Source organism: Bacillus sp. B-jedd, assembly GCF_000821085.1.
Lineage (GTDB): Bacteria > Bacillota > Bacilli > Bacillales > Cytobacillaceae > Bacillus_D.
Genome location: NZ_CCXR01000001.1, coordinates 1846961 through 1871239, shown reverse-complemented (window position 1 = coordinate 1871239; position 24279 = coordinate 1846961). Strand labels below are relative to the sequence as shown.

At 46.1% G+C, this 24279-nt stretch carries 19 protein-coding genes; 7 read left to right on the top strand and 12 right to left on the bottom strand.

What is annotated here, in order from left to right; translation table 11 throughout:
- Positions 1-36 precede the first annotated feature (36 nt).
- Positions 37-843 carry a polysaccharide deacetylase family protein gene (locus tag BN1002_RS09075; RefSeq protein ID WP_048824687.1) on the bottom strand — a complete coding sequence of 269 codons (807 nt, stop codon included), beginning with the start codon at positions 841-843 and terminating at the stop codon, positions 37-39.
- Between the two features lie 102 nt (positions 844-945).
- Between BN1002_RS09075 and BN1002_RS09070 the strand changes: the two genes are divergently transcribed.
- A complete protein-coding gene (locus BN1002_RS09070; protein WP_331386405.1) occupies positions 946-1365 on the top strand; it encodes a VOC family protein in 420 nt (139 codons plus the stop codon).
- A gap of 375 nt (positions 1366-1740) precedes the next feature.
- Here the strand turns inward: BN1002_RS09070 and ppc are convergent, their stop codons facing one another.
- Positions 1741-4500, bottom strand: coding sequence for a phosphoenolpyruvate carboxylase (gene ppc, locus BN1002_RS09065; RefSeq protein ID WP_048824686.1), 2760 nt, complete (start codon positions 4498-4500; stop codon positions 1741-1743).
- A 279-nt stretch (positions 4501-4779) separates the two neighbouring features.
- Between ppc and BN1002_RS09060 the strand changes: the two genes are divergently transcribed.
- The 3 genes from BN1002_RS09060 (at position 4780) to BN1002_RS09050 (ending at position 7697) form a co-directional block, all read left to right on the top strand.
- The gene (locus tag BN1002_RS09060; RefSeq protein WP_082036363.1) at positions 4780-4932 is read left to right on the top strand and encodes a YpzG family protein; all 153 of its coding nucleotides are present in this window, start codon (positions 4780-4782) and stop codon (positions 4930-4932) included.
- 155 nt (positions 4933-5087) lie between these two features.
- Positions 5088-5414 (top strand): winged helix-turn-helix transcriptional regulator, encoded by a 327-nt coding sequence (locus BN1002_RS09055; RefSeq protein ID WP_048824684.1) that lies wholly within the window; start codon positions 5088-5090, stop codon positions 5412-5414.
- 195 nt (positions 5415-5609) lie between these two features.
- On the top strand, positions 5610-7697 hold the full coding sequence (locus BN1002_RS09050) for a transglycosylase domain-containing protein (protein WP_048824683.1): 2088 nt from the start codon (positions 5610-5612) through the stop codon (positions 7695-7697).
- A 58-nt stretch (positions 7698-7755) separates the two neighbouring features.
- On the opposite strand, the gene BN1002_RS09045 is transcribed toward BN1002_RS09050, so the two are convergent.
- Positions 7756-8217, bottom strand: coding sequence for a hypothetical protein (locus BN1002_RS09045; RefSeq protein ID WP_048824682.1), 462 nt, complete (start codon positions 8215-8217; stop codon positions 7756-7758).
- 150 nt (positions 8218-8367) lie between these two features.
- Positions 8368-9246 (bottom strand): SMP-30/gluconolactonase/LRE family protein, encoded by an 879-nt coding sequence (locus tag BN1002_RS09040; RefSeq protein ID WP_048824681.1) that lies wholly within the window; start codon positions 9244-9246, stop codon positions 8368-8370.
- A gap of 561 nt (positions 9247-9807) precedes the next feature.
- Here BN1002_RS09040 and BN1002_RS09035 point away from each other — a divergent pair.
- Positions 9808-11259, top strand: a complete 1452-nt coding sequence (locus BN1002_RS09035; RefSeq protein WP_048824680.1) for an alpha-amylase — start codon at positions 9808-9810, stop codon at positions 11257-11259.
- A 230-nt stretch (positions 11260-11489) separates the two neighbouring features.
- On the opposite strand, the gene BN1002_RS09030 is transcribed toward BN1002_RS09035, so the two are convergent.
- Positions 11490-12335, bottom strand: coding sequence for an aldo/keto reductase (locus BN1002_RS09030; RefSeq protein WP_048824679.1), 846 nt, complete (start codon positions 12333-12335; stop codon positions 11490-11492).
- A gap of 674 nt (positions 12336-13009) precedes the next feature.
- Here BN1002_RS09030 and BN1002_RS09025 point away from each other — a divergent pair.
- Positions 13010-13606 (top strand): transposase, encoded by a 597-nt coding sequence (locus BN1002_RS09025; protein ID WP_048824678.1) that lies wholly within the window; start codon positions 13010-13012, stop codon positions 13604-13606.
- 26 nt (positions 13607-13632) lie between these two features.
- On the opposite strand, the gene BN1002_RS09020 is transcribed toward BN1002_RS09025, so the two are convergent.
- From BN1002_RS09020 to BN1002_RS09010, 3 genes are all read right to left on the bottom strand, one after another.
- Positions 13633-14817, bottom strand: coding sequence for a M20 family metallopeptidase (locus BN1002_RS09020; protein WP_048824676.1), 1185 nt, complete (start codon positions 14815-14817; stop codon positions 13633-13635).
- 177 nt (positions 14818-14994) lie between these two features.
- Positions 14995-16221: an amidohydrolase family protein gene (locus BN1002_RS09015; RefSeq protein ID WP_231575008.1), complete on the bottom strand. Its 1227-nt coding sequence runs from the start codon at positions 16219-16221 to the stop codon at positions 14995-14997.
- Between the two features lie 21 nt (positions 16222-16242).
- Positions 16243-17604: a hypothetical protein gene (locus BN1002_RS09010; protein WP_048824674.1), complete on the bottom strand. Its 1362-nt coding sequence runs from the start codon at positions 17602-17604 to the stop codon at positions 16243-16245.
- A 622-nt stretch (positions 17605-18226) separates the two neighbouring features.
- On the opposite strand from BN1002_RS09010, the gene BN1002_RS09005 reads away from it, so the two are divergent.
- Positions 18227-19093 (top strand): alpha/beta hydrolase, encoded by an 867-nt coding sequence (locus tag BN1002_RS09005; protein ID WP_048824673.1) that lies wholly within the window; start codon positions 18227-18229, stop codon positions 19091-19093.
- A 46-nt stretch (positions 19094-19139) separates the two neighbouring features.
- Here BN1002_RS09005 and BN1002_RS09000 read toward each other — a convergent pair whose 3' ends face one another.
- The 4 genes from BN1002_RS09000 to fdrA form a co-directional block, all read right to left on the bottom strand.
- The gene (locus BN1002_RS09000; RefSeq protein WP_048824671.1) at positions 19140-19856 is read right to left on the bottom strand and encodes a response regulator transcription factor; all 717 of its coding nucleotides are present in this window, start codon (positions 19854-19856) and stop codon (positions 19140-19142) included.
- Between the two features lies 1 nt (position 19857).
- Positions 19858-20958, bottom strand: coding sequence for a sensor histidine kinase (locus tag BN1002_RS08995; protein ID WP_048824670.1), 1101 nt, complete (start codon positions 20956-20958; stop codon positions 19858-19860).
- Between the two features lie 175 nt (positions 20959-21133).
- Positions 21134-22393, bottom strand: a complete 1260-nt coding sequence (locus tag BN1002_RS08990) for a YlbE family protein (protein ID WP_048824669.1) — start codon at positions 22391-22393, stop codon at positions 21134-21136.
- 41 nt (positions 22394-22434) lie between these two features.
- Positions 22435-24180 carry an acyl-CoA synthetase FdrA gene (gene fdrA / locus BN1002_RS08985; RefSeq protein WP_048824668.1) on the bottom strand — a complete coding sequence of 582 codons (1746 nt, stop codon included), beginning with the start codon at positions 24178-24180 and terminating at the stop codon, positions 22435-22437.
- Positions 24181-24279: the final 99 nt, after the last annotated feature.

Sequence of the window (24279 nt, the reverse complement as noted above, 5' to 3'; positions counted from 1 at the left end):
TTTTTTTACTTTCGTTCTCGTGAACGGAGACAATTTTCACCTATCCCGGTGCTCTTTGCGATCAAGGCCATTGACGATATTGGCAAAATCGGCCAATGTATCCGAGTATTTAACGTACGTTCTTGGCAGAGTATACAGTTCTTCAGGGAAATTGCTTTTGACAAACGGTCCTGGAGTTGTCGTCAGCCCGAATTTATAGTACTTTCTAGTTTCAGTTATCACTTTGTTGTTCGTGTTCCCGTACGGGTAGGACAAAGCAATGACGGGCCTCTTTGTAATTTGTTCGATTTTCAGTTTTGATTCTTCCAACTCTTTTTTATAGTCGGTCGTCTTCGTCAAATCCGGATGGGTCGCTGTATGGGATTGAATCGAAAACATTCCGGTCCCTGCAAGCATTTGGAGATCGGCTTTCGAGAGGCGGTTTCGGTTTCCGATAAAATCAGAGATGATGAAAAGCGTAGCTGCTGGCCTGAAGGCTGGGTCCTTCAACGTTTGAAAGGTCTCCAGTATGTTCAGGTGGTCTTTGTAGCCGTCATCCACTGTGATAAAGATTGGTTTTTTGACGTGATTGACTTGATCCCATTGTTCGAAGGTCATTAACGTAAATCCGTGTTCTTTCAGGTACTCCATTTGTTTTTTGAAGTTTTCCGGTGTCACATAAAGTTCCTTCTGGCCGCTGCCAGTAAATTCTGCGATGGAATGGTAAACGAGAATCGGGATTTTTTGTTGTGCATTTGCCTGATTCGGCAATAATAGCACAGTTGCCGCGAGAAATATCGCCAGCCGTTTAACCGGGAATTGGGCAGTCATGATCGCAATGAATTCTGAAATGTTTTTTGCCAAAAGAAGTACCTCCTGCCATAGTTTCAATATTTCTTAGAATGGGCAGGATTAAAAAAGTTATTAGCGAAATGATTTATGAAAGTATTTTTATGAGGAGGAATGATGTTGGTGAAACAAGTGATTACCCCTTATTTAAGCTTCAACGGAAATGCCCGAGCTGCGCTGGAAAAGTATCAAGGAATTTTCGGAGGCGAATTGGAAGAACTCAAGACATACGGGGAAACCGATTATCCTTCCCCCCCAGAAGCCGCTGACCTGTTGATTCATGGCCGCCTTCGAATTGGCGACCTGGTCATCATGGTCTCCGACGCAGGACCCGGCCGGGAAGTGACCGCCGGCGACAATGTTTCACTCGTCCTCGAATTCGAGAACGATGAGGAAATTTCAAACGCATACGCGGCTTTGGCCGAGAACGGGCAAGTCTTTATGGAGCTGCAGGACACATTCTGGGGCGCGAAATACGCAAAAGTCCGCGATGAGTTCGGCATTATATGGGATTTGAATTTTCAAAAGCAGGGATAACAAAACGAGGAAGCCTTTTTTGCGGAAGGCTTCCTCGTTCTTATTACTGAAACGTTTAATTTTTCGGACAGCTTTTCACTTTTACAGCCCGGTGCTGTCCCAAGTTGATTCATGTTGGGACTGGGAAAGCGATTTTAGGCATCCGTCTGTCCCAAGATGGACGATGTTGGGACAGTTTTTCACTTTTAATACCTCTGGTTGTCCCAAGATGGACAATGTTGGGACAGTTTTTCACTTTTACAGCCCGGTGCTGTCCGAAGTGACACTATGTTCGGACACTAAAAAGAGTTCCAAGCCCCTTTCTGTCCAAAGCCAGCCAAAGTTAAGACAGCCATTCACGAAAGCCATTCCCCGTTGTCCAAAGCCCCTAAAAAATCAACCAGTATTCCTAAGCCCCGCTGCAATTCCGCTGATGGTCAACAGCACCTGGACCATCAATTCTTCGTCCGGCTCTTCCATGTCACGCAGTTCCTTGATCAGCTCAATCTGTATGAAGTTCAGCGGATCGACGTACGGATTACGCCTGCGGACAGAGTCCTTGATATTCGGCGAATGGTCAAGAAGCTCGTTGTCGCTGGAAATAGCCAGTAGAATCTTCTTTGTCCGGTTATACTCATCCTCGATATTCCCGAAAATGCGCCCGCGGATCTCACTGTCCTTCACAAGGGCAGCATATTCCTTTGCGGTCGTAATGTCGGCTTTCATAAGGGCCATCTGAAGATTGTCAATCGTCGACCGGAAGAATGGCCACTTTTCATACATTTCCCGCAGCAACTCCAGGTTCCCGGAATCCTTATCCGCGAAGCTCGCCAATCCGGTTCCGGCCGCATACCAGCCTGGCAGAAGCTGACGGCTTTGCGTCCACGCGAAAACCCACGGAATCGCACGCAGGTTTTCAAACTTTGCGCTGTTTTTACGAGCCATCGGGCGTGATCCGATATTCAATTCGCCAAGCTCACCCAATGGTGTGGCCTGATTGAAATAGGTCAGGAAGTCGCTGTCCTGAAAGACGAGTGACTGATATTTTGCCAAAGCCGCCTCGGAAATTTCCTCAATTGCCCCGACATAGCGGTCATCGCGCAATTCCTGTTCAGATTCCTTTGATACATGGGCCGCGACCTCGAGCATCGTTGATGTTGCCTGTTCAAGGCTCCGGTAGGCAATGTCTTCAAGCAAATAACGGGACGAAAGCACTTCTCCCTGCTCGGTGATCTTGATGCTGTCGCCGAACGTTTCCGCCGGCTGGGACAATAGGCTCCTGTTCAAAGGGCCGCCCCCGCGGCCAAGCGAACCACCGCGGCCGTGGAAGAACTTCAGGCCGACATGGTATTTCTTCGCCATTTCATGAATCTCTAACTGGGCCTTGTACAATTTCCAGTTAGCTGTAAGTGTTCCGCCGTCCTTACTGCCGTCCGAATAACCGAGCATGATCTCCTGGCGGTTGCCGAGCTTTTCAAGATGATTCTGGTAAACCGGCATGTTGAACAGCGTTTCAATAATTTTCGGGCCGGCTGTCAGATCATCGATTGTTTCCAGCAATGGCGCAACATTCAAATCGGATTCCACCGTGCCGTCCACATGAAGCCGGTAAATCCCCGCCTCTTTTGCCAACAGAAGCACTTCCAACAGGTCGCTCACCGACTGGGTCATGCTGACAAGATAAACGGAAATTGATTGTTTCCCGAATTCCTTATGAGCGCGTTTGATCAATTGGAAAACCTTGAGCATTTCCCGCGTTTCCGGTGAGTAATCCTCATGTAAAAGTAACAAAGGCCGTGGGTCTTCAAGCAATTTTTGCAAAAGCTCCTGCTTTTCTTCTTCCGAGAGGGCTTTATAGTCATCAGCAATCCTTACTTTCCGAAGGATTTCCGTGATGGCTGCTTCATGCTCGCCGCTATGGTTGCGGATATCGAGAGTGGCCAGGTGAAAACCGAAAAGTTCAACTTGTCTGATCAGTTTTTCAAGCATCTTCAATTCCCGATTTTCAGGATGATGCTGATAAACACTCCGGCGGATCATGTATAGGTCCGAAAGCAGTTCTTCGGCATTTTGATAGCCGGTTTCTGACTGCCCCACCTGCCGTGTTCGTTCAATCATCACAGCGAACTTGCGGCGATATGGTTCCTCTACGACCGTCCAGCGCTTTTCTTCCGGCAAAAACTTCATCTCGTCCGATGCGATGGACTCTATCAGCTCTTCACTCACCTTGACCCGATGTGTCGAATGGCTGAAACGCTTCATCAATTCAACCAGAACATCCTTGTACTTTTTCAAAACGAGCCGCTGATGCCGTTTCAAAGTCTCCCATGTCACATCAGCCGTTACGTTCGGATTCCCGTCCCGGTCGCCGCCAATCCACGAGCCGAACCTTAGGAAAGTCGGCACCTTCCATTGCTCTTCAGGATAGTAAACATCGAGGCAGTCCTCCACTTCTTCGTGGATATCCGGTAAGACGTCGAACAACGTATGGTCAAAATAATAAAGTCCATTGCGGACCTCATCGATGACCGTCGGTTTCCTGTCCCGGAGCTCGTCTGTCTGCCAGAGCGCAGATACTTCGTTGTAAAGGCTTCCTTCAATTTTCTCCCGTTCTTTTTTGGAATGGAGAGGGTTGTCCATGCTTTTCAAGAGATCAGCGATCCGTTTCTGGATTTCGAGAATCGACCGTTTCGTCGCCTCGGTCGGATGAGCCGTGATCACGAGCTCGAGTGACATCCCATCAAGAACCTTTTTAATGACATCTGATGTAATGTCATGCTCTTTCAGTGAATCGATCGCATTCTCAATTGAACCCGGCTGTGTGTTGGCATCTTCCCGGAGCTGATACTCGCGCCGCCTGCGGATCCTGTGGTTCTGCTCAGCGATATTAATTAAATGGAAATAAGCCGCGAAGGCACGGATGACCTGTTTCCTTAGATTCGGATTCAGCCCGCCGATTTCCTTCTTCAACTGCTCATATTGACCGATATCAAACGATTCGCGCAATTCCTTGCATGTAAGCCTGATCCGCTCGACCGTTTCGAACAGCTCCTGCCCTCCGTTATAACGAAGAATCTCGCCGAGGATATTGCCAAGCATTTTCACATCCCGCCTAAGTGGCAGGCTGCTATCATTTGTCTTCAAATTGTTCGCCATAGTCTCACCTTCCTGACTGCATTACAGATAAATTTCTTTTTACTATAACACGAATGGTGCTATCTTGCTTAATTTAATGCCCTGTTGGCATTGATTCCTTTTAGCCAGCAATAATTATTATAAACAAACCCCTTTTAAGCTCCTTTTTGCAAAATAAAAACCAGGTTCTCGAAGATATTTTGCATTAAAGCTTTTAATATACCCTGTTTATTGGAAAGCTAACTAATGGCATCGAGCAAAAGGTGCCGCGTTTCAAAAATCCTGCATAGAGGTGATAAAATGAGCTACAAGGATTATTTAGATCCGCGATCAGGTCTTTTTCACCAGGCGTTCCAAAGCCGGAAGCACACGAAATCACAGCTGAACGGCCAGACGAAAATGTCACAAACGGATATTATCCTGAGGAGCAACGCGAAAGCTCACCACTGGTAATGTCCGGCAGGAGAAACGGAGACGGCGCCCGCGATTGGGCGCCGTTTTTTTTATTAGAATCGGATCCATTCCCAGCTTAAATTTCGAGTTACCGCATTTCTAATGAAAAATCGTGAAAAAAGAGTATAATAGTCCCATCGAGGTGAAGCAAGACGATGGAAAAGTTCGAATTATGCCCCCGTGTTGAAAAAGCGATGCAGCTCATCGGAAAACGCTGGACCGGTCTCATCCTTTACCAGCTTATGTACGGGCCGCAGCGCTTTTCGGAAATGGAGTCAATCCTCCCCGTCAGCGCAAGGGTTTTGACTGAGAGGCTGAAGGAATTGGAAGAGGAAGGCCTCGTTTCCCGTAAAGCCATTCCCGGCATGCCGGTCAGGGTTGAGTATTCTCTTACTGAAAAAGGAAAAAGTCTGACTCCGGCAATCAAGGAGCTTGCGCGTTGGGCGCAGGATTGGATGCCCAATGATGAACCTGCCAGGTAAGCATTGGCGCAGAGATTTTTCGCAAAAATTAATAGTTTTTAAGGGGGCTACATGGTCAGCCCCTTTTTGCCTTTTGCTGGCAAATAAGTTCCTTGCCGACCAGACTTTACTATTTAAGGGGAAGGTTCGCATTTGAATTTCGCCAGTTTTTTGTTATTCTCAACGTATATGTCAAAAGATTGAAGGTTGAAATATATGGAACGATTGCATCCCTATTGGGAAAAAATCCGCCGTTTTTGGAAAAAGCGGCATTTAACTCAAATATTATTGCTCATCGCGCTTGTTGCGCTATTGATTACGATCCTGTTCTTCGCCTTTCTTGCGATGAGGGCCAATGTTGGTTCTCTCAAGGAAGGCCTCAGCCAGTCCACCGTCATTTATGACCGCGATGGCCAGAAGACTGCAGAAGTGACAGCGAACCGGATCGGCGGAACAAAGATTGAAGATATGCCGCAGCATGTGAAGGACGCTGTCACTTCTATAGAAGATGAACGTTTTTATGAACATAACGGCTTTGATGTAAAAGGGATTGCCCGCGCTTTCTTCAGTAATTTATTCGCGGGAAGGATTACGGGCGGAGGAAGCACGATCACCCAGCAGCTGGCTAAGAACGCCCTACTTTCCCCGGAGCAGACGTACCGCCGGAAGGCCGAGGAATTGTTCCTCGCCGCCAAGCTTGAAGATGTGTACAAAAAAGATGAAATTCTTGAAATGTATCTGAACCAGGTTTACTTTGGCAGCGGTGCATGGGGGATCGGCACCGCTTCGCAAAGATACTTCAATAAAAACATTCAGGACGTATCCATCAGCGAGGCAGCTGTCCTGGCAGGTCTGCTGCAGGCACCTAGCGGATACGATCCTTACCAGCATTATGACAGGGCTTTAAAGCGCCGCAATGTCGTTCTTGGCAAAATGAAGGAATTGAACAAGATTACCGAAGAGCAATATCAAAAGGCCATCAAGGAAAAGATTCACTTGGATGACGGCGGTGGCTCGCGGATTAAGCGGAAGTTTCCTTACTATGTCGATGCCGTCCTCGATGAAGCGGTCCGGGAATACGGATTGACGCAGGATGAAATTTTGACAAGAGGATACCGTATTTATACAGAATTAGATCCTAACCTTCAGACAGCACTAGAAAATGTCTACAACCGTAGCTGGCTCTTCCCGCGTGGACGCGGCGGGGAAATTGTCCAAAGCGGCGCCGTTCTCGTCTCGCCGAGGACAGGTGGAGTACTCGCCGTCGTCGGCGGCCGGGGAGACCATGTTTTCCGCGGCTTCAACCGCGCCACCCAACTCAAGGCGCAGCCGGGTTCGACGATGAAACCGCTCGCCGTCTATACACCTGCGCTGAAGGAAGGCTATTCCGCCGACTCCGTGCTTGTTGATGAACCAACGTCGTTTGGAGACTACAAGCCACAGAACGCAACGAGGACTTATCAAGGTAAAGTCCCGTTGTACAAAGCAGTTGAACAATCGCTTAATGTGCCGACAGTCTGGCTGTTAAATGAAATCGGCGTATCAAAAGGCGCGGAATCGGTAGAAAAGTTCGGTATCCCTGTTCAAAAGGAAGACCGTAACCTGGCCCTGGCGCTTGGCGGGATGCATCACGGCATCTCCCCGCTTCAGCTCGCTTCCGCCTACTCTGCTTTTGCGAATAACGGCAAGCGATACGACAGCCATTTCATCGTCAAGATCGTCGGGCCGACGGGCAACGAAATCGCCAGCCATAAGCAAAAATCAACGAGGGTAATGACACGTGGAGAGGCGAAGGAAATGACATCCATGCTCCTCGGCGTCGTCGAAAACGGAACCGGGAAAGCGGCGAAGGTCAATGGCCTTGATATTGCCGGCAAAACCGGCTCGACCCAGCTTCCTTACGCAGACATCCGTGGGACGAAAGATCAATGGTTCGCCGGTTATACCCCGGAAGTCGCCGGCGCCGTCTGGTTAGGCTACGACAAAACCGACCGGGAGCATTATTTGACGACCAATGCCTCCCAAGGGGCTGCACCGCTTTTCCGGGCCATTATGCAGGAAGCGAAGCCGCACCTGAAGGAGAACACCTTCGGGATTACAGTGGCCGGCGAGGACGACTCTTTATTCTCGAAAAAAGAAATCGCCGAACAGACGGAAAAGCTAAAGGAAGAAGTCGGCAAAGCCGCCGAAACGATTAAAGAGGAAGCACCGAAATGGAAAAAGACGATCGATGAAGGCATTATCAAAATGATTGAAGGAATCGGCAGGATGGCCGAAAAAGTGAGAGAACTAAAAGGCAGTTAACACATAGACCATTCACTTTCAATATTAGCTTGCATTGAGACAAAAAAAGAAGCTCTTCCTACGAATGGGAAGAGCTTTTTCTATATTTTCTGATCAAACCTGCTGCGCCTTCAAAGCCAGCCTTGGAAATTTTAATAGGATAGGCGAAAACTAACTTAAAGAATGAAACAATACGGGTAAAAACCTTTTTTGCAAAAGCTTTCAGCATAACTGCCATTCTGGCTGCTTTACCGGAAATAAACTGATAGGCTCGGTCAGCTCGGATTCTTTTTAAAAACCTGATCAGGAGCCTCCCTGTCCATCTGCTTGGAGCGAGTATGTATCGCTCAACAAGGACTGATTCCCTCACTCGTTTTGGAACAAGGCGCGCCAGGCTTCTATGCGTTCTTTGTGATCTTTGTGTTATTGGCGCTCTTTCCGGCTTTCCGTACACATATCTTTTCCAGAAAAAATTAGCCGCTTCTTCCAGAACAAACAACACCAAAATAGCAACTCCAATTGCAGCTGCCCAAACCGGCATATTCCTTCCCCCTTTTTCTATAATGTTTTCACATTATATGCCTCTACCATTCTCCTTACCTCAATTTGGTAAAAGTAAACAGGGAGAATACAGAATATTTTATGTTTTTACATCAAATCTTGATTTTGCTTGAAGGAACGCACTAGAACTTTATCCTTTAAATTCATTAGCACGCATGCCTTTTACAGAGGTACGTACTTTAAAAAGGCCGCCGGCATGCGGAAATTGCGCCAGTTCAGTTTCCTCCATTCCATTTCGGGCGGTGGTGATGTAGAGGTCTTTCAACTCCTCGCCCCCGAAGGTGCAGGAAGTTACATTTATGGCAGGAACCTCTATTGTCTGCAACAGGTCGCCCGTATTCGGGTTCCAATTCGTGACCTTTCCGCCTCCCCAGTGGGCGATCCACAGATTTCCTTCTTCATCAATCGTCATCCCGTCCGGGAAACCCTCCCCTTCTAAAAATTCAATGATAGCTTCCGGGTCGCTGATTTCCCCGGTTTCTACATCGTACCGGTATCTTGTGACTCTTTTTGTCGGTGTGTCGATCAAGTAAAAAAAACGATGATCCGGCGACCAAGCGAGGCCGTTTGACAAGCTGAGATTGGAAAGTTTTTTCGTGACTTTAAGATTTGTATCAAGACAATACAAGGCCGCATGTTTTTCGTTCCCATTTAAATTCAGTGTACCAGCCCAGAACCTGCCTGCCGGGTCGCATTTCCCATCATTGAAACGGTTTTCCGGCAAGTCCCTTTCCGGGTCGGTGATTTGCTCGAGTTTTCCATCCTCGGGATCCAAGAAATAAAACCCGCTTTCAAGAACTACGACGACTCCGCCTGCTTCCCTTGGAACCACCGCTCCAATCATTTCGCCGACCTCAACTTCCCTATCCTCCCCGGTTGAAGGTTTGTAGAGATGTAGCTTCTTGCCTTCAATATCAACCCAATATAACAGCCCATTCTTCCCGTCCCAGCAAGGCCCTTCGCCAAGGACAGCCTTGGCATCCAGCACCAATTCTACTTCTCCGTTCATTTTACATCCTCCTTATGTACCCTCACTAACCAAATTCTGCAGCAGGGCAGAAACTCCTCTACACCCTAAAACCCTTCTTTGCAAAAAAACAAACATTAATAAGGAGACTTTGTTGGATTTTGTAGGCTCAGTTAAAGGTGAGTTTTGATTTTCAATGAAGTTGATTGGAACAGAGGGGACTGACTCCGGCGGGATGAAGCGGCACGTGGAGACCCCACAGGCGTCTAGGACGCCGAGGAGGCTCCACGGTCCGCCCCGCGGAAAGCATGTCCCCGGAGTGGAACAGAGGGGACTGACTCCGGCGGGATGAAGCGGCACGTGGAGACCCCACAGGCGTCTAGGACGCCGAGGAGGCTCCACGGTCCGCCCCGCGGAAAGCATGTCCCCGGAGTGGAAATCAACAATCTAGATAACAGTGCCTTTTAATAAAAATATTAGTAAAGGCTCTTTATAGAAAGGAAATTTGTAGAATGGCGTTGGTTAACCTCGAAGCTTAATGGGTAAATAAACTAAATCTTATAGCATTCAGGATTGATTTTGCGAAGAGGAAGGAAAAAACCGATGAATGAAAATAGGACAATGATGCAATTTTTCGAGTGGCATTTGCCTGCAGACGGGACCCATTGGAAACGCCTCAAGGAAATGGCTCCTGAACTGAAGGAGATTGGAATAGATTCGATTTGGGTGCCTCCCGTTACAAAAGCAATTACCCGCGAGGACACGGGATATGCCCCCTATGACCTTTATGATTTAGGTGAATTCGATCAGAAAGGCAGCGTAGAAACAAAGTACGGAACGAAAGACCAGCTTCTCGAGGCCATTTCCGCTTGCCACGAGAACGGGCTGAAAGTATATATAGATGTAGTGATGAATCACAAGGCTGGCGCGGATGCGATGGAAAAATTCGAGGTTGTCGAAGTCGATGGAATGGATCGGAACGAAGTCATTTCGGAGCCATTCGAAATACATGGGTGGACACGCTTTGACTTCCAGGGACGAGCCGACCAATATTCTTCTTTCAAATGGAATTATACCCATTTCAATGGTACTGATTTTGATGAAAAAACAGGAAGAACCGGCATCTTTCGGATTCTCGGCGAACATAAATCGTGGAGCGACCATGTTGATGACGAATTCGGAAATTACGATTATCTCATGTTCGCCAATTATGATTATGACCATCCCGATGTCAGGGAAGAAATGATCAACTGGGGCAAGTGGCTTGCTGACACCACCAACTGCGATGGCTACCGACTCGATGCAATCAAGCATATAAATCACAATTTTATTAACGACTTCGTTCATGCGATGAACGAGCATCGCGGCGAGGATTTTTATTTCGTCGGCGAGTTTTGGAAACCCGAGCTGGACAAAAGTCAGGAATATCTTGACCTGGTTGACTATAATATTGATTTGTTCGACGTCGCCCTGCATTATAAATTCCACGCAGCCTCGCTCGAAGGCCGGGATTTCGATTTATCGGGAATCTTTGACGATACGCTTGTCCAGTCGCACGGCAGCCATGCTGTTACGTTTGTCGACAACCATGACTCCCAGCCCCATGAAGCACTTGAATCGTGGGTGGCAGACTGGTTCAAGCAGAGTGCGTATGCGTTGATTTTGCTAAGGAAAGATGGATATCCTTGTGTATTCTATGGAGACTACTATGGCATTGACGGCCCAGAGCCATGTGAGGGCAAAAAAGAGTCGATTGATCCCCTCTTGTACTCGCGTAAAAAACTTGCCTATGGAGAACAAGACGATTATTTCGACCATCCGAATACGATTGGCTGGGTGCGGAAAGGGCTGGAGGAATTCGAAGGTTCCGGCTGCGCTGTCGTCATTTCAAATGGTGATGACGGAGAAAAGAGAATGTTCGCCGGCGAGGTGCGGGCAGGCGAAACATGGAAAGATATCACCGGCAACCATAGCGATGAAGTTGTCATTGAAGAAGACGGCTGGGCCTCTTTCCCTGTAAATGGCGGCAGCGTTTCTGTCTGGGCGCTTGGATGATTGGCCGCCATTGATTTTATAAAAAGGGCCTGGCAACCCTTTTGGCTCTATAGATGGCTGGCACAGTGTAAAATTTGTATATAAATAAATGCCTGGCAGCCCTGTAAGAAACACTTCGTTCCTTAAGGATGCCAGGCATTTTGCAATTGGACGTAAAATAGATGGTGGTTGGCACCTATGGTGAAGACTTAGTCACTTTGTGTGCCAGACACGATGTATTTTTTGAAACCTTAGAAGTCGAAGTTGTCTGGATCCGGTCCGACGCGGCGGTCTTCGTTCAGTCCGCTGATTTTCTCCATGCCTTCCTGTGTCAATTCAAAGTCAAAGATATTTGCGTTTTCGATGATGCGCTGTTCTTTGATTGATTTCGGAATTGTGACGACCTCGTTCTGTAAATCCCAGCGCAAAATGACTTGGGCCACGGATTTATTGTACTTGCTGGCGATTTCCTTTAGCGTTTCGTCATCAAGCAGCTGGCCCTGCGCAAGCGGCGACCATGCTTCAAGCTGGATACCCTGCTCACGGCAGAAAGCGCGCAGTTTTTCTTGTGCCAGACGCGGATGATATTCAACCTGGTTGACCATCGGCTTTACTTCCGCGTCTTCGAGCACATCCTCCAAATGATGGATATGGAAATTGCTGACGCCGATTGCCCGGACACGTTCTTCTTTATAAAGTGTTTCGAGCGCGCGCCACGTTTCTTTGTACTTCCCCTTCACCGGCCAGTGCACTAGGTAAAGGTCAAGGTAATCAAGCCCAAGTTTTTTCAGGCTCTCGTCGTATGCTTTTAGTGTTGAATCGTAGCCTTGGTCACTGTTCCATACTTTTGACGTGATGAAGATGTCTTCCCTTTTCAAGCCTGTCTCTTCAAGCGCTTCGCGAAGACCCTGGCCAACGCCCTCTTCGTTTTTATATACAGCCGCCGTGTCAATGCTCCGGTAGCCGTTTCTGATCGCAGCCTTGACCGACTGGACAACCTCGTCCCCTTCCTGAACTTTGAAAACCCCAAGCCCGAACCACGGCATCTTTACCCCGTTATGTAATTCCACTGTATCCTGCAAATTTTTCGCTGTCATTTGATGTCCTCCCTGCAAAAAAGTGGTAAACTCCCAAATTAAATCTTGCCACTTTAGGGGTTGTATTGCAAATATGAAGGGTTGGGGGGTTAGTAGGTTGGATTGGGTTTGTGGGTGAGGAGTACTAGCCTTAGTAGGCAGTTGATTTCTTGTTGACTAGTGCCTAATTCTTGTGGGGGTGAGGGGTACTAGTTGAAGAATAGCTATTTATTACTAATTTTCAAGGTATTTTTTCTTAAAATTACTAGCCTGCCTTGTGTACTTAACTAGTTAAATGACTATATTTTTTATTTGAAAACTAGTCGGCGTCTGACGCCTACTATATAAATAAAATTTCATGGTCATTTTCCACTAGTTAAATTAAGTAATAAAGACTACCTAGTTTCTAGTAATCACTATGTACTCAACGAAATATTTAGCAAAGAATAACTAGTCATTCACAACAATCACCAAGGAGTAAAAACCTTTACAAAAAGCACTAGTTAATTTACCAAAATTCTCCCAAAACAACTTTTGCAAAATAACAAAAAAGCAAGTATGATGAACAAAAAGCCACTCAGTAAAACCCCTTCCATTCCCTATCGCTTTTCTTCTCTGAAGACCTAAGTCAATTCAACCTACCCCATCTCAAAATTCTATAATCAACCCATTAAAAATGAATAAGGAGTGATTTTTTGCCAAGAAAGAACCGCGTATGGCTTCCTGGTGCGATTTATCACATTACGTGCCGGGGAATTCGCAGAACAGTCCTATTCCACGATGATTGCGACCGTGAAATGTACCTGCTTTTGCTCCAAACGGCAATGAAGAGATTTCAGTTCCGATTGCACGCATATTGCCTGATGCCTAACCATATTCATATGCAACTGGAATCCGGGGACGATCCGCCTTGTAAAATACTTCAATATATGAACTCGGTGTACGCCATTTATTTCAATAAGAAATACCAACACTCTGGTCATGTTTTTGAAAAAAGGTTTTACGCTGTCCTCGTCGAAGGCAGGAAATACGAACTCGAACTTAGCCGCTATATCCATTTAAATCCGGTGAAAGCTGGCCTCACAGACACACTTGACGAATATGTTTGGAGTAGTTACCCTACATATTCGACCGCACATCATTCCCCTTTCGTAACGACAAGACGACTCCTCTCTTATTTCAAAAATCCCCACAAAGAAAATTATTTAAAATTCATCGCCAAACAATTAACCAACCCACAACGCAAAACAAAAACCGCACAGGTAAAAAAATCCCCTGTACGGCTTCAATAATAATATGGTACCTACCCTACTCTTTCTTACCCCAAAAACTTAAATGTCGCATGCAAGAACGTTTTGACTCCTACTTCCAATGCATCCTCATCTATTGTGAAGCGAGCGTGGTGGTGCGGGTAGACGATTCCCTTCTCTTCATTTCCGGCGCCTACATAGAAGAAGGCCCCTGGGGCTTTTTGCTGGAAGGCGGAGAAGTCTTCGCCGCCCATGTTCGGTTTCATCAGATCCAACGTATCATCACCGAACACTTCACGGACGGTTTCTTCAATGACTTTGGTGACTTCCGCGTCATTGATGACCGGACGGTAGCCGAATTCGTATTTGAAATCATACGTTGCGCCGTGTGCTTCGGTGATTCCTTTGATGACGCGTTCCATTTGGCCAGGGACGGATTTGCGCAAGTCAGGGTCGAAGCTGCGGACGGTGCCGCACATTTCGACGGAGCCCGGGATGACATTGTGGGTTGTGCCGCCAATGAACTGGGTGACCGAGACGACCAGGTTATCGAGCGGGTCGGTATTGCGTGAAACGATATGCTGCAGGTTTGTAACGACCTGGGATGCGACGGCGATTGAATCGATTGTCTGGTGCGGCAGCGCAGCATGGCCGCCTTTTCCTTTGACTGTAATCCAGAATGTATCCGGCGCGGCCATCATCGGACCGTACACAACGCCGATTTTGCCAAAAGGCAGCGACGCCCAGAGATGGGTTCCGATGACGAGGTCGACGCCATCCATGACGCCTGCCGAGACCATTTCCTCAGCGCCGCCAGGGAAAAGCTCCTCGGCATGCTGAAAGAGGAAGCGGACTTCACCTTTAATCATGTCTTTCATGCCTGAAAGGATTTTCGCCGTCCCGAGCAGCATGGCGGTATGTCCGTCATGGCCGCATGCGTGCATGACGCCGGGGTTTTTCGATTTGAATTCGAAGTCGTTTTCCTCGTTGATCGGCAGTGCATCCATATCTGCGCGGATCGCCAACACCTTTCCCGGCTGGCTCCCGATCAGCCTTGCCATCACGCTCGTTTTCGTCGGGTGGGACAATTCGAGTCCGCCGAATCCGGCCAATGTATCATAAACAAATTGGGCTGTTTTTTCTTCATGGAAGGAAGGTTCGGGATGGCTGTGAAGGTAGCGCCTCCACTCAATCACCTGTCCGGACATTTCCTCTGCAAGTTTATTTAAATTCATTACCGTGCTGGACTCCATTCTTCCTCATCTCCTCTTTTCTTCTGCAAAACTTTCCAAGGCTGCTGACCTTTGTTTCCATTATAAACTTTTCAGAAATGTTTTTATGTATTTTTGCACAAACATTCAGAAAATCATTAACGAAGGCAAAACAAAAAGACGGCATCTCTGCCGCCTTTTTTGCAAAATCATTTTATCTTAAAAGAAAAGCTCAATTGATTTTTTTGTTTCAACAGTGACCTTACCGCTCTTCACGACGAAAAGCTTAGCAGGCATGTCGATAACCGCGTTCGTTACAGATTCGGTGTCAAGAAGGACAACGTCAGCGTTGTTGCCTACTTCGATTCCGTATCCGGAAACCTGCATAGCTTTTGCAGGGTTAGTTGTGATCATCGGCAATACTGTTGGCAGGTCATCCGCGCCGCCAAGGTGGCCAGCTGGGATTGCGAGCATTGCAGTCAGCATCACGTCGCCTGTTCCGTATGGTGTGAAGGCGTTGCGGATGTTGTTTGTTGCGATACACATGTTGACGCCGCCGTCACGAAGTGCGCGGATTGGAGTCAATGCGCGACGCACATTGTATTCGTCATGCCTTCCGCCCAAGTGAAGGTCGGTTGCAGGCAAGCTCATGACGCTGATTTGCGCTTCAGCCATTTTTTCAATGATTGGCTGCAGGCGGTCTTTCGGAAGTGCGCCAAGTGCTGTCAAGTGGCCAACGGAAACGCGTCCTTGATAGCCTTCTTTGATTGTTTTTTCGCAAACATACTCGATGTTCATTCCTTCAGGGCCGTCTTTGAAGTCCTGGTGGAAGTCGATTGGCTTGTCATATTTCTTCGCGATTTCAAACACGAGGTCAATATGCTTATCCCATGGAGTATCGTTGTAAGGGATGCCGCCGACTACGTCAGCGCCCATGTCCATTGCTTTGTACATCATTTCCTCAGTGCCAGGCGCTTTGTAGATTCCTTCTTGCGGGAATGCAACAACCTGGATGTCAACGATGCCCTTGTACTTTTCTTTCAGCTCCATGACTGTTTCAAAGCCGGTAAAGCCCTGGGACGGATCGAATTCAGAATGCGTACGGATATGTGTCGTACCATTCTTGATCAGCATCTTAAGTGTACGCTCAGCTCTATCAACGATATCTTCTTTTGAGAAAGTCGGCTTTAGCTGGGCAGTTACTGAAAGTGCTTCTTGCAAAGTACCTGATTTGTTTGGAAGCCTGTCGGCGATCAGCGCTTTATCAAGGTGGATATGGCTTTCAACGAGGCCCGGGATTAATACTTTTCCGTTGCCTTCGATTACCCGTGCAGCTTCAACATTCAGTTCATTTTCGATAGCTTCGATTTTGCCGCCCTTAATGGCTACGTCTTTCAACGCTTCGCCATCTTTAAGCCTAACTTGCTTGAATAAAATGTCCATCATACTAACCTCCAGAATTTACTTTTAGCCCATGAAGAACGAAAGGACTAACAATAGTGCCATTGATAAACCAACCCATTTTGCGTTTCCTTTAACAACATCGATGATAGGGATCTGGAATCCGGAAGATAGTGCTTGCATTGTGATGTTAACAAAGCTCAACTGGCTTCCAAGCCCTACTCCCATTGCTACGAAACCTAAAGCAACTGGTGAGAAGTTGAGGGAAACTGCTACTGGCAAAACGAGTCCAAGAATCGAGCCAACGTATGCTCCGGCAGGGATACCGACAAGTATACCTGCAAGAACAGCGGCAGGTACAACGAAAGCAGTCGGTGCTTTTTCAGCGATTCCAGCGATTACTTTGAAAGCGCCAGTATCGCCGATAATATTGATAAAGGTAAGGAAAATACCTACTGCCAACAACCTTGTAAGAATATAAGTCGATCCATCGATCATCGCATTGATGGATTCATTCAAATTAAACTTCGTGCACAGGAAGATCAGGATTAAGGTAATCACTGTGTACACTAATGGCGTAAACAATGGCATGCCAATTCCTTTGTTAATGAATGGCCCAAATATAACTGCGCCTAGCAAGAAAATGACCGGAATTGTCACCTTGAAAATCTGTCCAGTAGTCAAACCAGCAAACTCTGGAGCTTCTTCACCCTTGAAAATGACTTTACGCTTTTTGGCTCCGTAGAAACCAAGGATAACTGCCAGGATTGTAAATGCAAGCCAGAAAATACGCATTTCATCTACATACTGTGCAACTGGAATTCCAGACAATTTAGAAACGATACCGGACTCAAGAGATGCCGGTGAAGTAGTGAAAGATACAGCTGCTGCAATGGACATAGCTGCAATCAATTCTGGGATAGCACCTACAGCCGCGAATGCAAGCGGAGCGATAACCATTGCGGAACCGCCGCCGATACCGGACATGTATGTAGCAGCTGCCTGCAAAATAACGATAAATGCTGCAAAGTATTCAACCTTGCCTTTAATGCCGCGGCGAACCAATGTCAATGCCGCTGTGTAACCGCCGGACTTAAATACCGCCATCGCAATTGCCGAGTTAATAATCGGAACTGTAATGGAAAGCATGCCAGGGATTGTTTTCAAGAACTGGTCGTTTGCCTGGGCAAGCCCGATTCCGCCAATCAGCATTGCGAGCACGCCACCGACGAAACCTGCGGCAATCATATCCACTTTCATGAATAGCAGCGCAAGGATAACAATTAGAGGGATAATTACCAATAAGGCATAGAAGCCAGTTGGCGTTTTAAGTTCAGCTACTTGTTCAGCCGCAAACACTTGGGTTGCGGAAATGACGACGAACAAAAAAGCTGCAAGCATGGATGTAATTCTGCTGAATTTTTTCATGATCTTCTCCTTGTTGTTAAAAATTAAACTTAGAATAATAACAGGTATTGCTATTTGGTATTGCCGGAAAACATCTGTATTGCTAAAACATTCCCCCTACGGCGCTGCTTGCTCCTCAGCAGCCACTATTAAATTGCCACATAATCATAATAACTATGTACTTTTAGTGTAGATTGACGGGTAGGTGTTATCAAATTAACAAAGTGTAAAAATTGATTGCTTAAAAAACAGGCAAACATTAAAAAACCGTAAAATATGTCACAAATCCACATCCTTCCTTTTTACCATATCGATTAAATAACATTGATAAATCAATGTTTCAACTAAATTTTCCAGACTCTAACAGTCCGTAATCTAAATATTCATACAAATGAATTTTTTGTGACAAAGTTTCAACGTTTACTTCTAACCCTTTAATTAATCCTCCCAATTACAGGGTGTATTTATACCAGAAAATTTATAATTAACATTTTTCCGACCAGAAATACTTAACCCTACCCGACTGAAATCGACATTAAACATTCATTAAAAAAGTTTTTCTTTTGTGATTTTCTTAGCCTACCTTGTTATACTAAAAATATTTGTTAATAAATAATCACTGAAGAAGAAAGAAGCTGATGATGTGAAGAAGACGATTGTTTATAAACAGGTCGGAACACTTGAAATTAAGGCGGATTTTTATGGAACTGGGACAAGTCATGCGCCAGTCATCATGTACATTCACGGCGGCGGGTTAATCTGGGGTTCCCGTACAGATATGAAGGAAGAACAAATCAAGCTCTATAACGAGGCGGGGTTTGCGGTCTTTTCCATCGATTACCGGCTGGCTCCGGAAACAAAAATAGCGGAAATTAAAAAAGATGTTGAAGATGCCTTCCTTTGGCTAAGATTGCAGGGCCCTGAGTTATTGGAAATTGACCCGGACAGGATTTTCATTTCGGGCGGTTCGGCTGGCGGATACCTTTCTTTGCTCACAGGCACATTCGAACATAAACCGAAGGCAATAGTTTCATTTTATGGGTATGGAGACATCACTGGTAAATGGGCCGCTGATCCAAGTGCGTACTTCCGTGCGATGGCCAGAGTGCCTAAAGAACTTGTAAATATGCTCATTAAAAAGGAACCCATTGCAGAAGGACCGATTGCCCAGAGATACGGCCTTTACTTATATGGAAGGCAGACCGGCAGCTGGATTGAAGATGTGACCGGTTACGATCCTTTCCTTCAGCGCAGTATTTTGAAATCATGGTCTCCGTATTGGAACATAACAGCAGACTTCCCGCCTACCCTCCTTCTTCATGGAACAAAGGACGATGATGTTCCTTATGAAGAATCTAAAAATATGGCAGACGCGTTGACGGAAGCCGGGGTTTTCAATAAGTTGATCACCATTCAAGGAGGCGTTCATGTATTTGATGAAAACATGGACGACCCTGCCGTCCAGGATGCTTTCAATGAAGTCATCACATTTTTAAAGTCATTTTGCTAAAAAAACCGGTTGGACATTTTATAGTCCAGCCGGTTTTTTTATCGGGTTAAACTTGTGTAGTATTCGTATTGGACACGAGCGAATACCCGATGCCTGGGTAGGTCCGGATCAGGTCCGAACTGTTCGTAATACCCGCCTCTTTCAGCTTCTTCCTAATTCTTGCAATCGCGACCCGCAAATACTCGACTTCATCGCGATACTCCTTCCCCCACACTGAAACAAGCAGCTGTTCATGGGAGATGATTTTATCGGCATATAAAGCGAGTTGCTCAAGAATCATATACTCAGTATGTGTGAACCGCAATTCTTTCCCAAGTGCGAAAACCCTTTTCTGGGCAAAATTAATATCAAGTGACCCGATTGATAGTTTGCTTTCCTCTTGGAAAATCTGTTCATGCACACTCATTCTACGAAGCACAGCCTTTACCCTGGCGAAAAGTTCATCAAGCGAAAAAGGTTTTGTCAAATAGTCATCTGCGCCCAACTCAAATCCTTCGACGAGATCATTTGAATTGCTCCTCGCAGTCAGGATGATGACCGGCACGTTCGTAAACTTTCGAAGCCTGTCGAGAACAGTAAACCCATTTATTCCTGGCAGCGTAATATCCAAGAGAACCAAATCAGGATTTTGCAGCGCAAATTGTTCCAAAAACAGTTCTCCCTCAGGAAAAGTGATCGCCTCATATCCTTTTGATTGGAGATTGGCTTTAATGAATCGCGCAATTTTAGCATCATCTTCAATTATTGCAATTTTGTGGCTCATCCTACTCACCTTCTTCACTCAAATAACTTGGAAGTTTCATCGTAAATGTACTCCCGTAACCAGGCGCGCTTTCAACTAAAATATCACCTTTATGCTCCATCATCAATCCCCTGCAAACTGCAAGCCCAAGACCTGAACCATGAGCTTTCCCATAAAGAGGAGGATTGATTTTGTAAAAACGCTCAAAAATCTTATCCATGTATTCTGGTTCGATACCTAGCCCATTATCTTTAACATGGATATACACGAACTGATCATCTGTTGTGACTGAGATGGAAATGATCTTATGTTTGCTTTCATTATGTACCAGTCCGTTGACCACCAGATTCAGTAAAACCTGATGGAGGCGTTTCCGGTCACCATAAATGAATAAGTTTTGATAATCGCCCATATTGATATCAATCGTGGCCATGCAGCGAATTTCATTGGGCAGCTGCTCAATCGTTTTTGTGACGAGCTGGCCAATCGGAAAATGGTGCTTATTCAGAGACATTGTGCCCAGTTCGATTTTTTTTATGTCAAACCAAACCGTCACGAGTTCCTGGAGATGAACAAGATCTTCGTGTATCCCTTCAAGCAGGTCCTGCTTGAACTCTTCATCCCAGTCGGCATCCTCGCGCAACAACGTCTCCACGCTTCCTCTAAGGCTCGTAATCGGCGTCTTGAACTCATGGCTCGCGATTGTAATCAAATCGGTTTTCAGGAGCAGAATCTCCTCTTCCTGGGTAATATCCCGGATAAGGTAACCGGTACCAGTTGGCTGACTTTGCAAAAACACCTCAAATTTCGTTACGGATAGGTGTTTCAAGCGCTCATTAATTTTAACAGTCAACTTCAATACCACATCTGTTTCTTCCTGAAGAAGGGGGAGATTATCAAAATGTCGGATAGTGCAGCCATTAATCAAAGAGAGAAAATCATCCTCGGTGGCTAAAATAGTCCCTTCCTCTTCAAAAAGGATGTCTTTTAAAGAATCGTTATAATAAACTGCTTCTTTTTGAAGGTTCGTGAACAGGAAGCCGTCCGGCATGCATTCGTAGACAGCCAAAAGCTGACTTAAGCCAATACTTCCGATATCTACGTCTTTTTTTAAATATCCCATCTTTTTCCCTGCTCCCTTTCACCTATTATTACAAGAGAAATTTACTGAACCATTATAACATTAATTCAATCTGGCATACGCTTTATAAAGAGCCGCCCCTAAATTTTTTAAGCAAAAGAGGAATACGATAATTGTATTCCTCTTTTTTCATCATATATTTCGCGAATGGCTCCGCTTAGTCGATCAGACCAAGCTTTTGCGCATAAGCTTCTAAAGCTTTTTCAAAGCAGGCAAGCGGCGCGCGAACTGTTCCTGCACCAATTTGGCCAACGCCGGCCTTTTTGTGCGCAATTCCGGTGTTGATGATAGGGGTGATCCCTGTTTCAACAACCTTCCTTGCATCAATGCCAAGGCAGATTCCTTGGAAATCCCATGTTGGAACTGCGAAGTTAGGATTTTGGTCGATACAGATTTCAAGCATTTCATTACTTGTGCTTAGAGCGTTCTCAAATCCGCCAGCACCTACAAAGCGTGTAACGCCTGGGGCAGCAATCATTGCCATTGCTCCGACACCATAAGCTTCTGTGATCGCGGAATCACCAATATCCGAGTTGGCGTCTTCCTGGCTGTAACCAGTAAAGAACAATCCTTGCGGAGTATTAACCGGTGCAGTAAACCACTGGTCTCCCATACCGCTGATCCGGATACCAAAGTCTTTTCCGTTCCGGCACATTGCCGTTACGACAGTACCGTGTTCAATTGTCCTCGCACCATCAAGAACAGCCTTACATGTAGCCATCATGACATTCAGGAAGAACTGGTCCGTATCGGCAAGGAACTTGATTACCTGGAAGCGTTCTTCTTCATTGATATCAGCTTTTAGGATGAATGGGCTGACTTCCTTCAGGAAGATAAGTGAAGCGGCAATATTCCTCTGGTGGAATTCGTCTCCCATTGTAATTGCCTTGGCAATCATGACGTTCAGGTTCAATCCGTCTTCCGTCATTTTAATCGCCTTCGATAGAACCGGGCCAAGTACGTCCCTCATCCATTTCAAACGGTTGATAACTTCATCGGAATACGCTCCGAAACGGAGAACAGCTCCAATTCCTTCATTCATTGTGCAATAAGCGCGGTTTCCTTCTGAGCGATTTTCAACAACGAATACAGGCATATTGCCGGATGTAATACCGCCCATCGGTCCAACTGCGTTTACATGGTGGCAAGGCATAAACTCGACTTCTCCATTTTGTAGCATGTCAAGGGCTTCCTGCTCATCCTTTGCCCAGCCTTCAAACAAGGCTGCACCGACGCATGAGCCTTGCATTGGGCCAGTCATTTCTTCCCATTTGATTGGCGGTCCGGCATGTAGCAATACTTTGCCGTTCAATACTTCAATTACTGATTTCGCAGGGACCACGTCAACTAGGAAAGGTGCTGAGCCAACAATCTTATCCAATACCGCCCTGTTTGCTTCATTCATTGTGTTATACATACAGTTACCTCCACTTTTATAAATTCAAAACGATCCTATTTTTATTGGAGCAGGCTGAGGATTTTCCTCATTCTTTCGTTGCCTCCAGCGACTGGCCTCCAGTCGAACTGGACAACTTGGCCTCCATGGTTGAGGACTGCGTTTGTGAACTTTTTCAAGCCTACGTTGATGACCATTGGCTTTTCATTGAGCAGCTTTTGGATTGGCGCAGCAACAGTAAGGTCTTCTTTCTGAACTGGGGAAGAAAGCTCCCTATGTTCCTTTTGAATTTCCTTCAATTCTTTGCCAATTAATTTCAGAGCTGCTTTAACAGCTTGGACATTGCTGTCATACATCAAAACACCGGCGCTCTGAAGTTTTTCCCTTTGCTCTTTGTAGCTTTGCGGGTCTTTATCAGTTCCGCAGACAAAAGATACAAATGGAATTTCTTTTCCGGCCGCTTTTGCTTCGGCCTGGATTTCCTTGATTGCAGGCAACAGTGCTCCAGCCATATCTTCATGTGAACCGTAGCCAAGAACTAGGTCGAAGAGAATGACTGCAGTATCTTCATCTTGAGCTGCTTCCTTCATGAATTTCACTCTTGTTTCAGGATCGATCATTGGGTGTGGCTTGCCTTGTGTGTACACGTCGTCACCAAGGTCAACGACCATATGTCCGCCTGACTTAAGCTGGAAGCCTTCTTCTTTCTTCGCTCCCTTTTCAAGTCCCAGTGCTTCGGAAATCAGCATTGCTGCTTCACCTGCAAGTGTACCACCGGAATAAAGTCCCTTGATGGATGTTTGCCCTTCTTTAAGGGAAACTTCCGGTACAGAAATTTCACGCGCTTCCGGAGAGGCAATTTTATTTCCTTTAGAAAGCTCAACAGCAAGCACAGCTGTTTCCTCAAGCGTGTGGGCAAAATGGACATTGCCTTCATGGTATTCAGGTTTTTCACCGATAAAAATCGCTACAGCCGGTTTAGACAGGCTTTGAAGTACCTGTGTAACATGATCGCGCACTTCAGGAGCCGGTGGCTTGGAAATTACAACAACCACTTTTGTTCCCTGGTGGTTTTCTAGACCTTTAATACTTTCAATCATCGTAATGGCGCCGACTTTATCGGAAAGGTCACGGCCGCCAGTTCCAATTGCATGAGTAATTCCGCCGCCGAGACGGTCGATAATGGTGGTAACTTCCTGGATTCCAGTTCCAGAAGCGCCGACAACCCCGATATTTCCATCAGCGATGACGTTCGCGAATGCCAGTGGAATACCGCCCATGACACCTGTACCACAGTCAGGACCCATGACAAGCAATCCTTTTTCTTTTCCTTTTTTCTTCAGGCGAACTTCTTCCTCAATTGGAACATTGTCACTGAATACGAAAGCGTGCAGGCCATTGTTAAGTGCTTTGTCAATTTCTTCAGGAGCATATTGCCCAGGAACAGAAATCAACGCCATGTTTGCAGATGGCAATGCTTTCGTTGCTTTATCCCATGTGCGTACGGTTGTGAAATTGCTTCCTGTATCACTGATTGCCTGGTTTTTCAAGAAGTTGTCCAGTTCCTCGAGTACTTCCTGAACCTTTTCTTCCTGCTCAGCTTCCATAACGATCATCATATCGTTTGGCTTCGCATTTTCCAGTTCGTCGGTATAAAGTCCTGTTGACTTGAAGATGTCCTTATTGGCAGGAGTACCCATCATAATGGAAATCCTTTTTACGCCTTCCATTGTCGACAGCTTGTTCGTTAATAGCATCAGGTTAACTGAATCCTGATAAGAATTTTCTTTAATAATTGTGTGCAGCATGTTAACACCTCTTCCTTTTAAGTAGAAGTAAAGCAATCATCAAGCTTACTGTTCAAGAATAGTATTCATGAACGAATGATGTTTAATGCGAAAATCCCT

What these genes read in the sequence shown, in the direction of transcription:
- BN1002_RS09010 (WP_048824674.1), bottom strand. Translation starts at nt 17,604, where the DNA reads ATGAAAAAATTCAGCAGAATTACATCCATGCTTGCAGCTTTTTTGTTC.
- BN1002_RS09050 (WP_048824683.1), top strand. Translation starts at nt 5,610, where the DNA reads ATGGAACGATTGCATCCCTATTGGGAAAAAATCCGCCGTTTTTGGAAA.
- BN1002_RS09055 (WP_048824684.1), top strand. Translation starts at nt 5,088, where the DNA reads ATGGAAAAGTTCGAATTATGCCCCCGTGTTGAAAAAGCGATGCAGCTC.
- BN1002_RS08990 (WP_048824669.1), bottom strand. Translation starts at nt 22,393, where the DNA reads ATGTATAACACAATGAATGAAGCAAACAGGGCGGTATTGGATAAGATT.
- BN1002_RS09020 (WP_048824676.1), bottom strand. Translation starts at nt 14,817, where the DNA reads ATGGAGTCCAGCACGGTAATGAATTTAAATAAACTTGCAGAGGAAATG.
- BN1002_RS08995 (WP_048824670.1), bottom strand. Translation starts at nt 20,958, where the DNA reads ATGGGATATTTAAAAAAAGACGTAGATATCGGAAGTATTGGCTTAAGT.
- BN1002_RS09030 (WP_048824679.1), bottom strand. Translation starts at nt 12,335, where the DNA reads ATGACAGCGAAAAATTTGCAGGATACAGTGGAATTACATAACGGGGTA.
- BN1002_RS09015 (WP_231575008.1), bottom strand. Translation starts at nt 16,221, where the DNA reads ATGATGGACATTTTATTCAAGCAAGTTAGGCTTAAAGATGGCGAAGCG.
- BN1002_RS09070 (WP_331386405.1), top strand. Translation starts at nt 946, where the DNA reads ATGTTGGTGAAACAAGTGATTACCCCTTATTTAAGCTTCAACGGAAAT.
- BN1002_RS09000 (WP_048824671.1), bottom strand. Translation starts at nt 19,856, where the DNA reads ATGAGCCACAAAATTGCAATAATTGAAGATGATGCTAAAATTGCGCGA.
- fdrA (WP_048824668.1), bottom strand. Translation starts at nt 24,180, where the DNA reads ATGCTGCACACAATTATTAAAGAAAATTCTTATCAGGATTCAGTTAAC.
- BN1002_RS09035 (WP_048824680.1), top strand. Translation starts at nt 9,808, where the DNA reads ATGAATGAAAATAGGACAATGATGCAATTTTTCGAGTGGCATTTGCCT.
- BN1002_RS09045 (WP_048824682.1), bottom strand. Translation starts at nt 8,217, where the DNA reads ATGCCGGTTTGGGCAGCTGCAATTGGAGTTGCTATTTTGGTGTTGTTT.
- BN1002_RS09060 (WP_082036363.1), top strand. Translation starts at nt 4,780, where the DNA reads ATGAGCTACAAGGATTATTTAGATCCGCGATCAGGTCTTTTTCACCAG.
- BN1002_RS09040 (WP_048824681.1), bottom strand. Translation starts at nt 9,246, where the DNA reads ATGAACGGAGAAGTAGAATTGGTGCTGGATGCCAAGGCTGTCCTTGGC.
- ppc (WP_048824686.1), bottom strand. Translation starts at nt 4,500, where the DNA reads ATGGCGAACAATTTGAAGACAAATGATAGCAGCCTGCCACTTAGGCGG.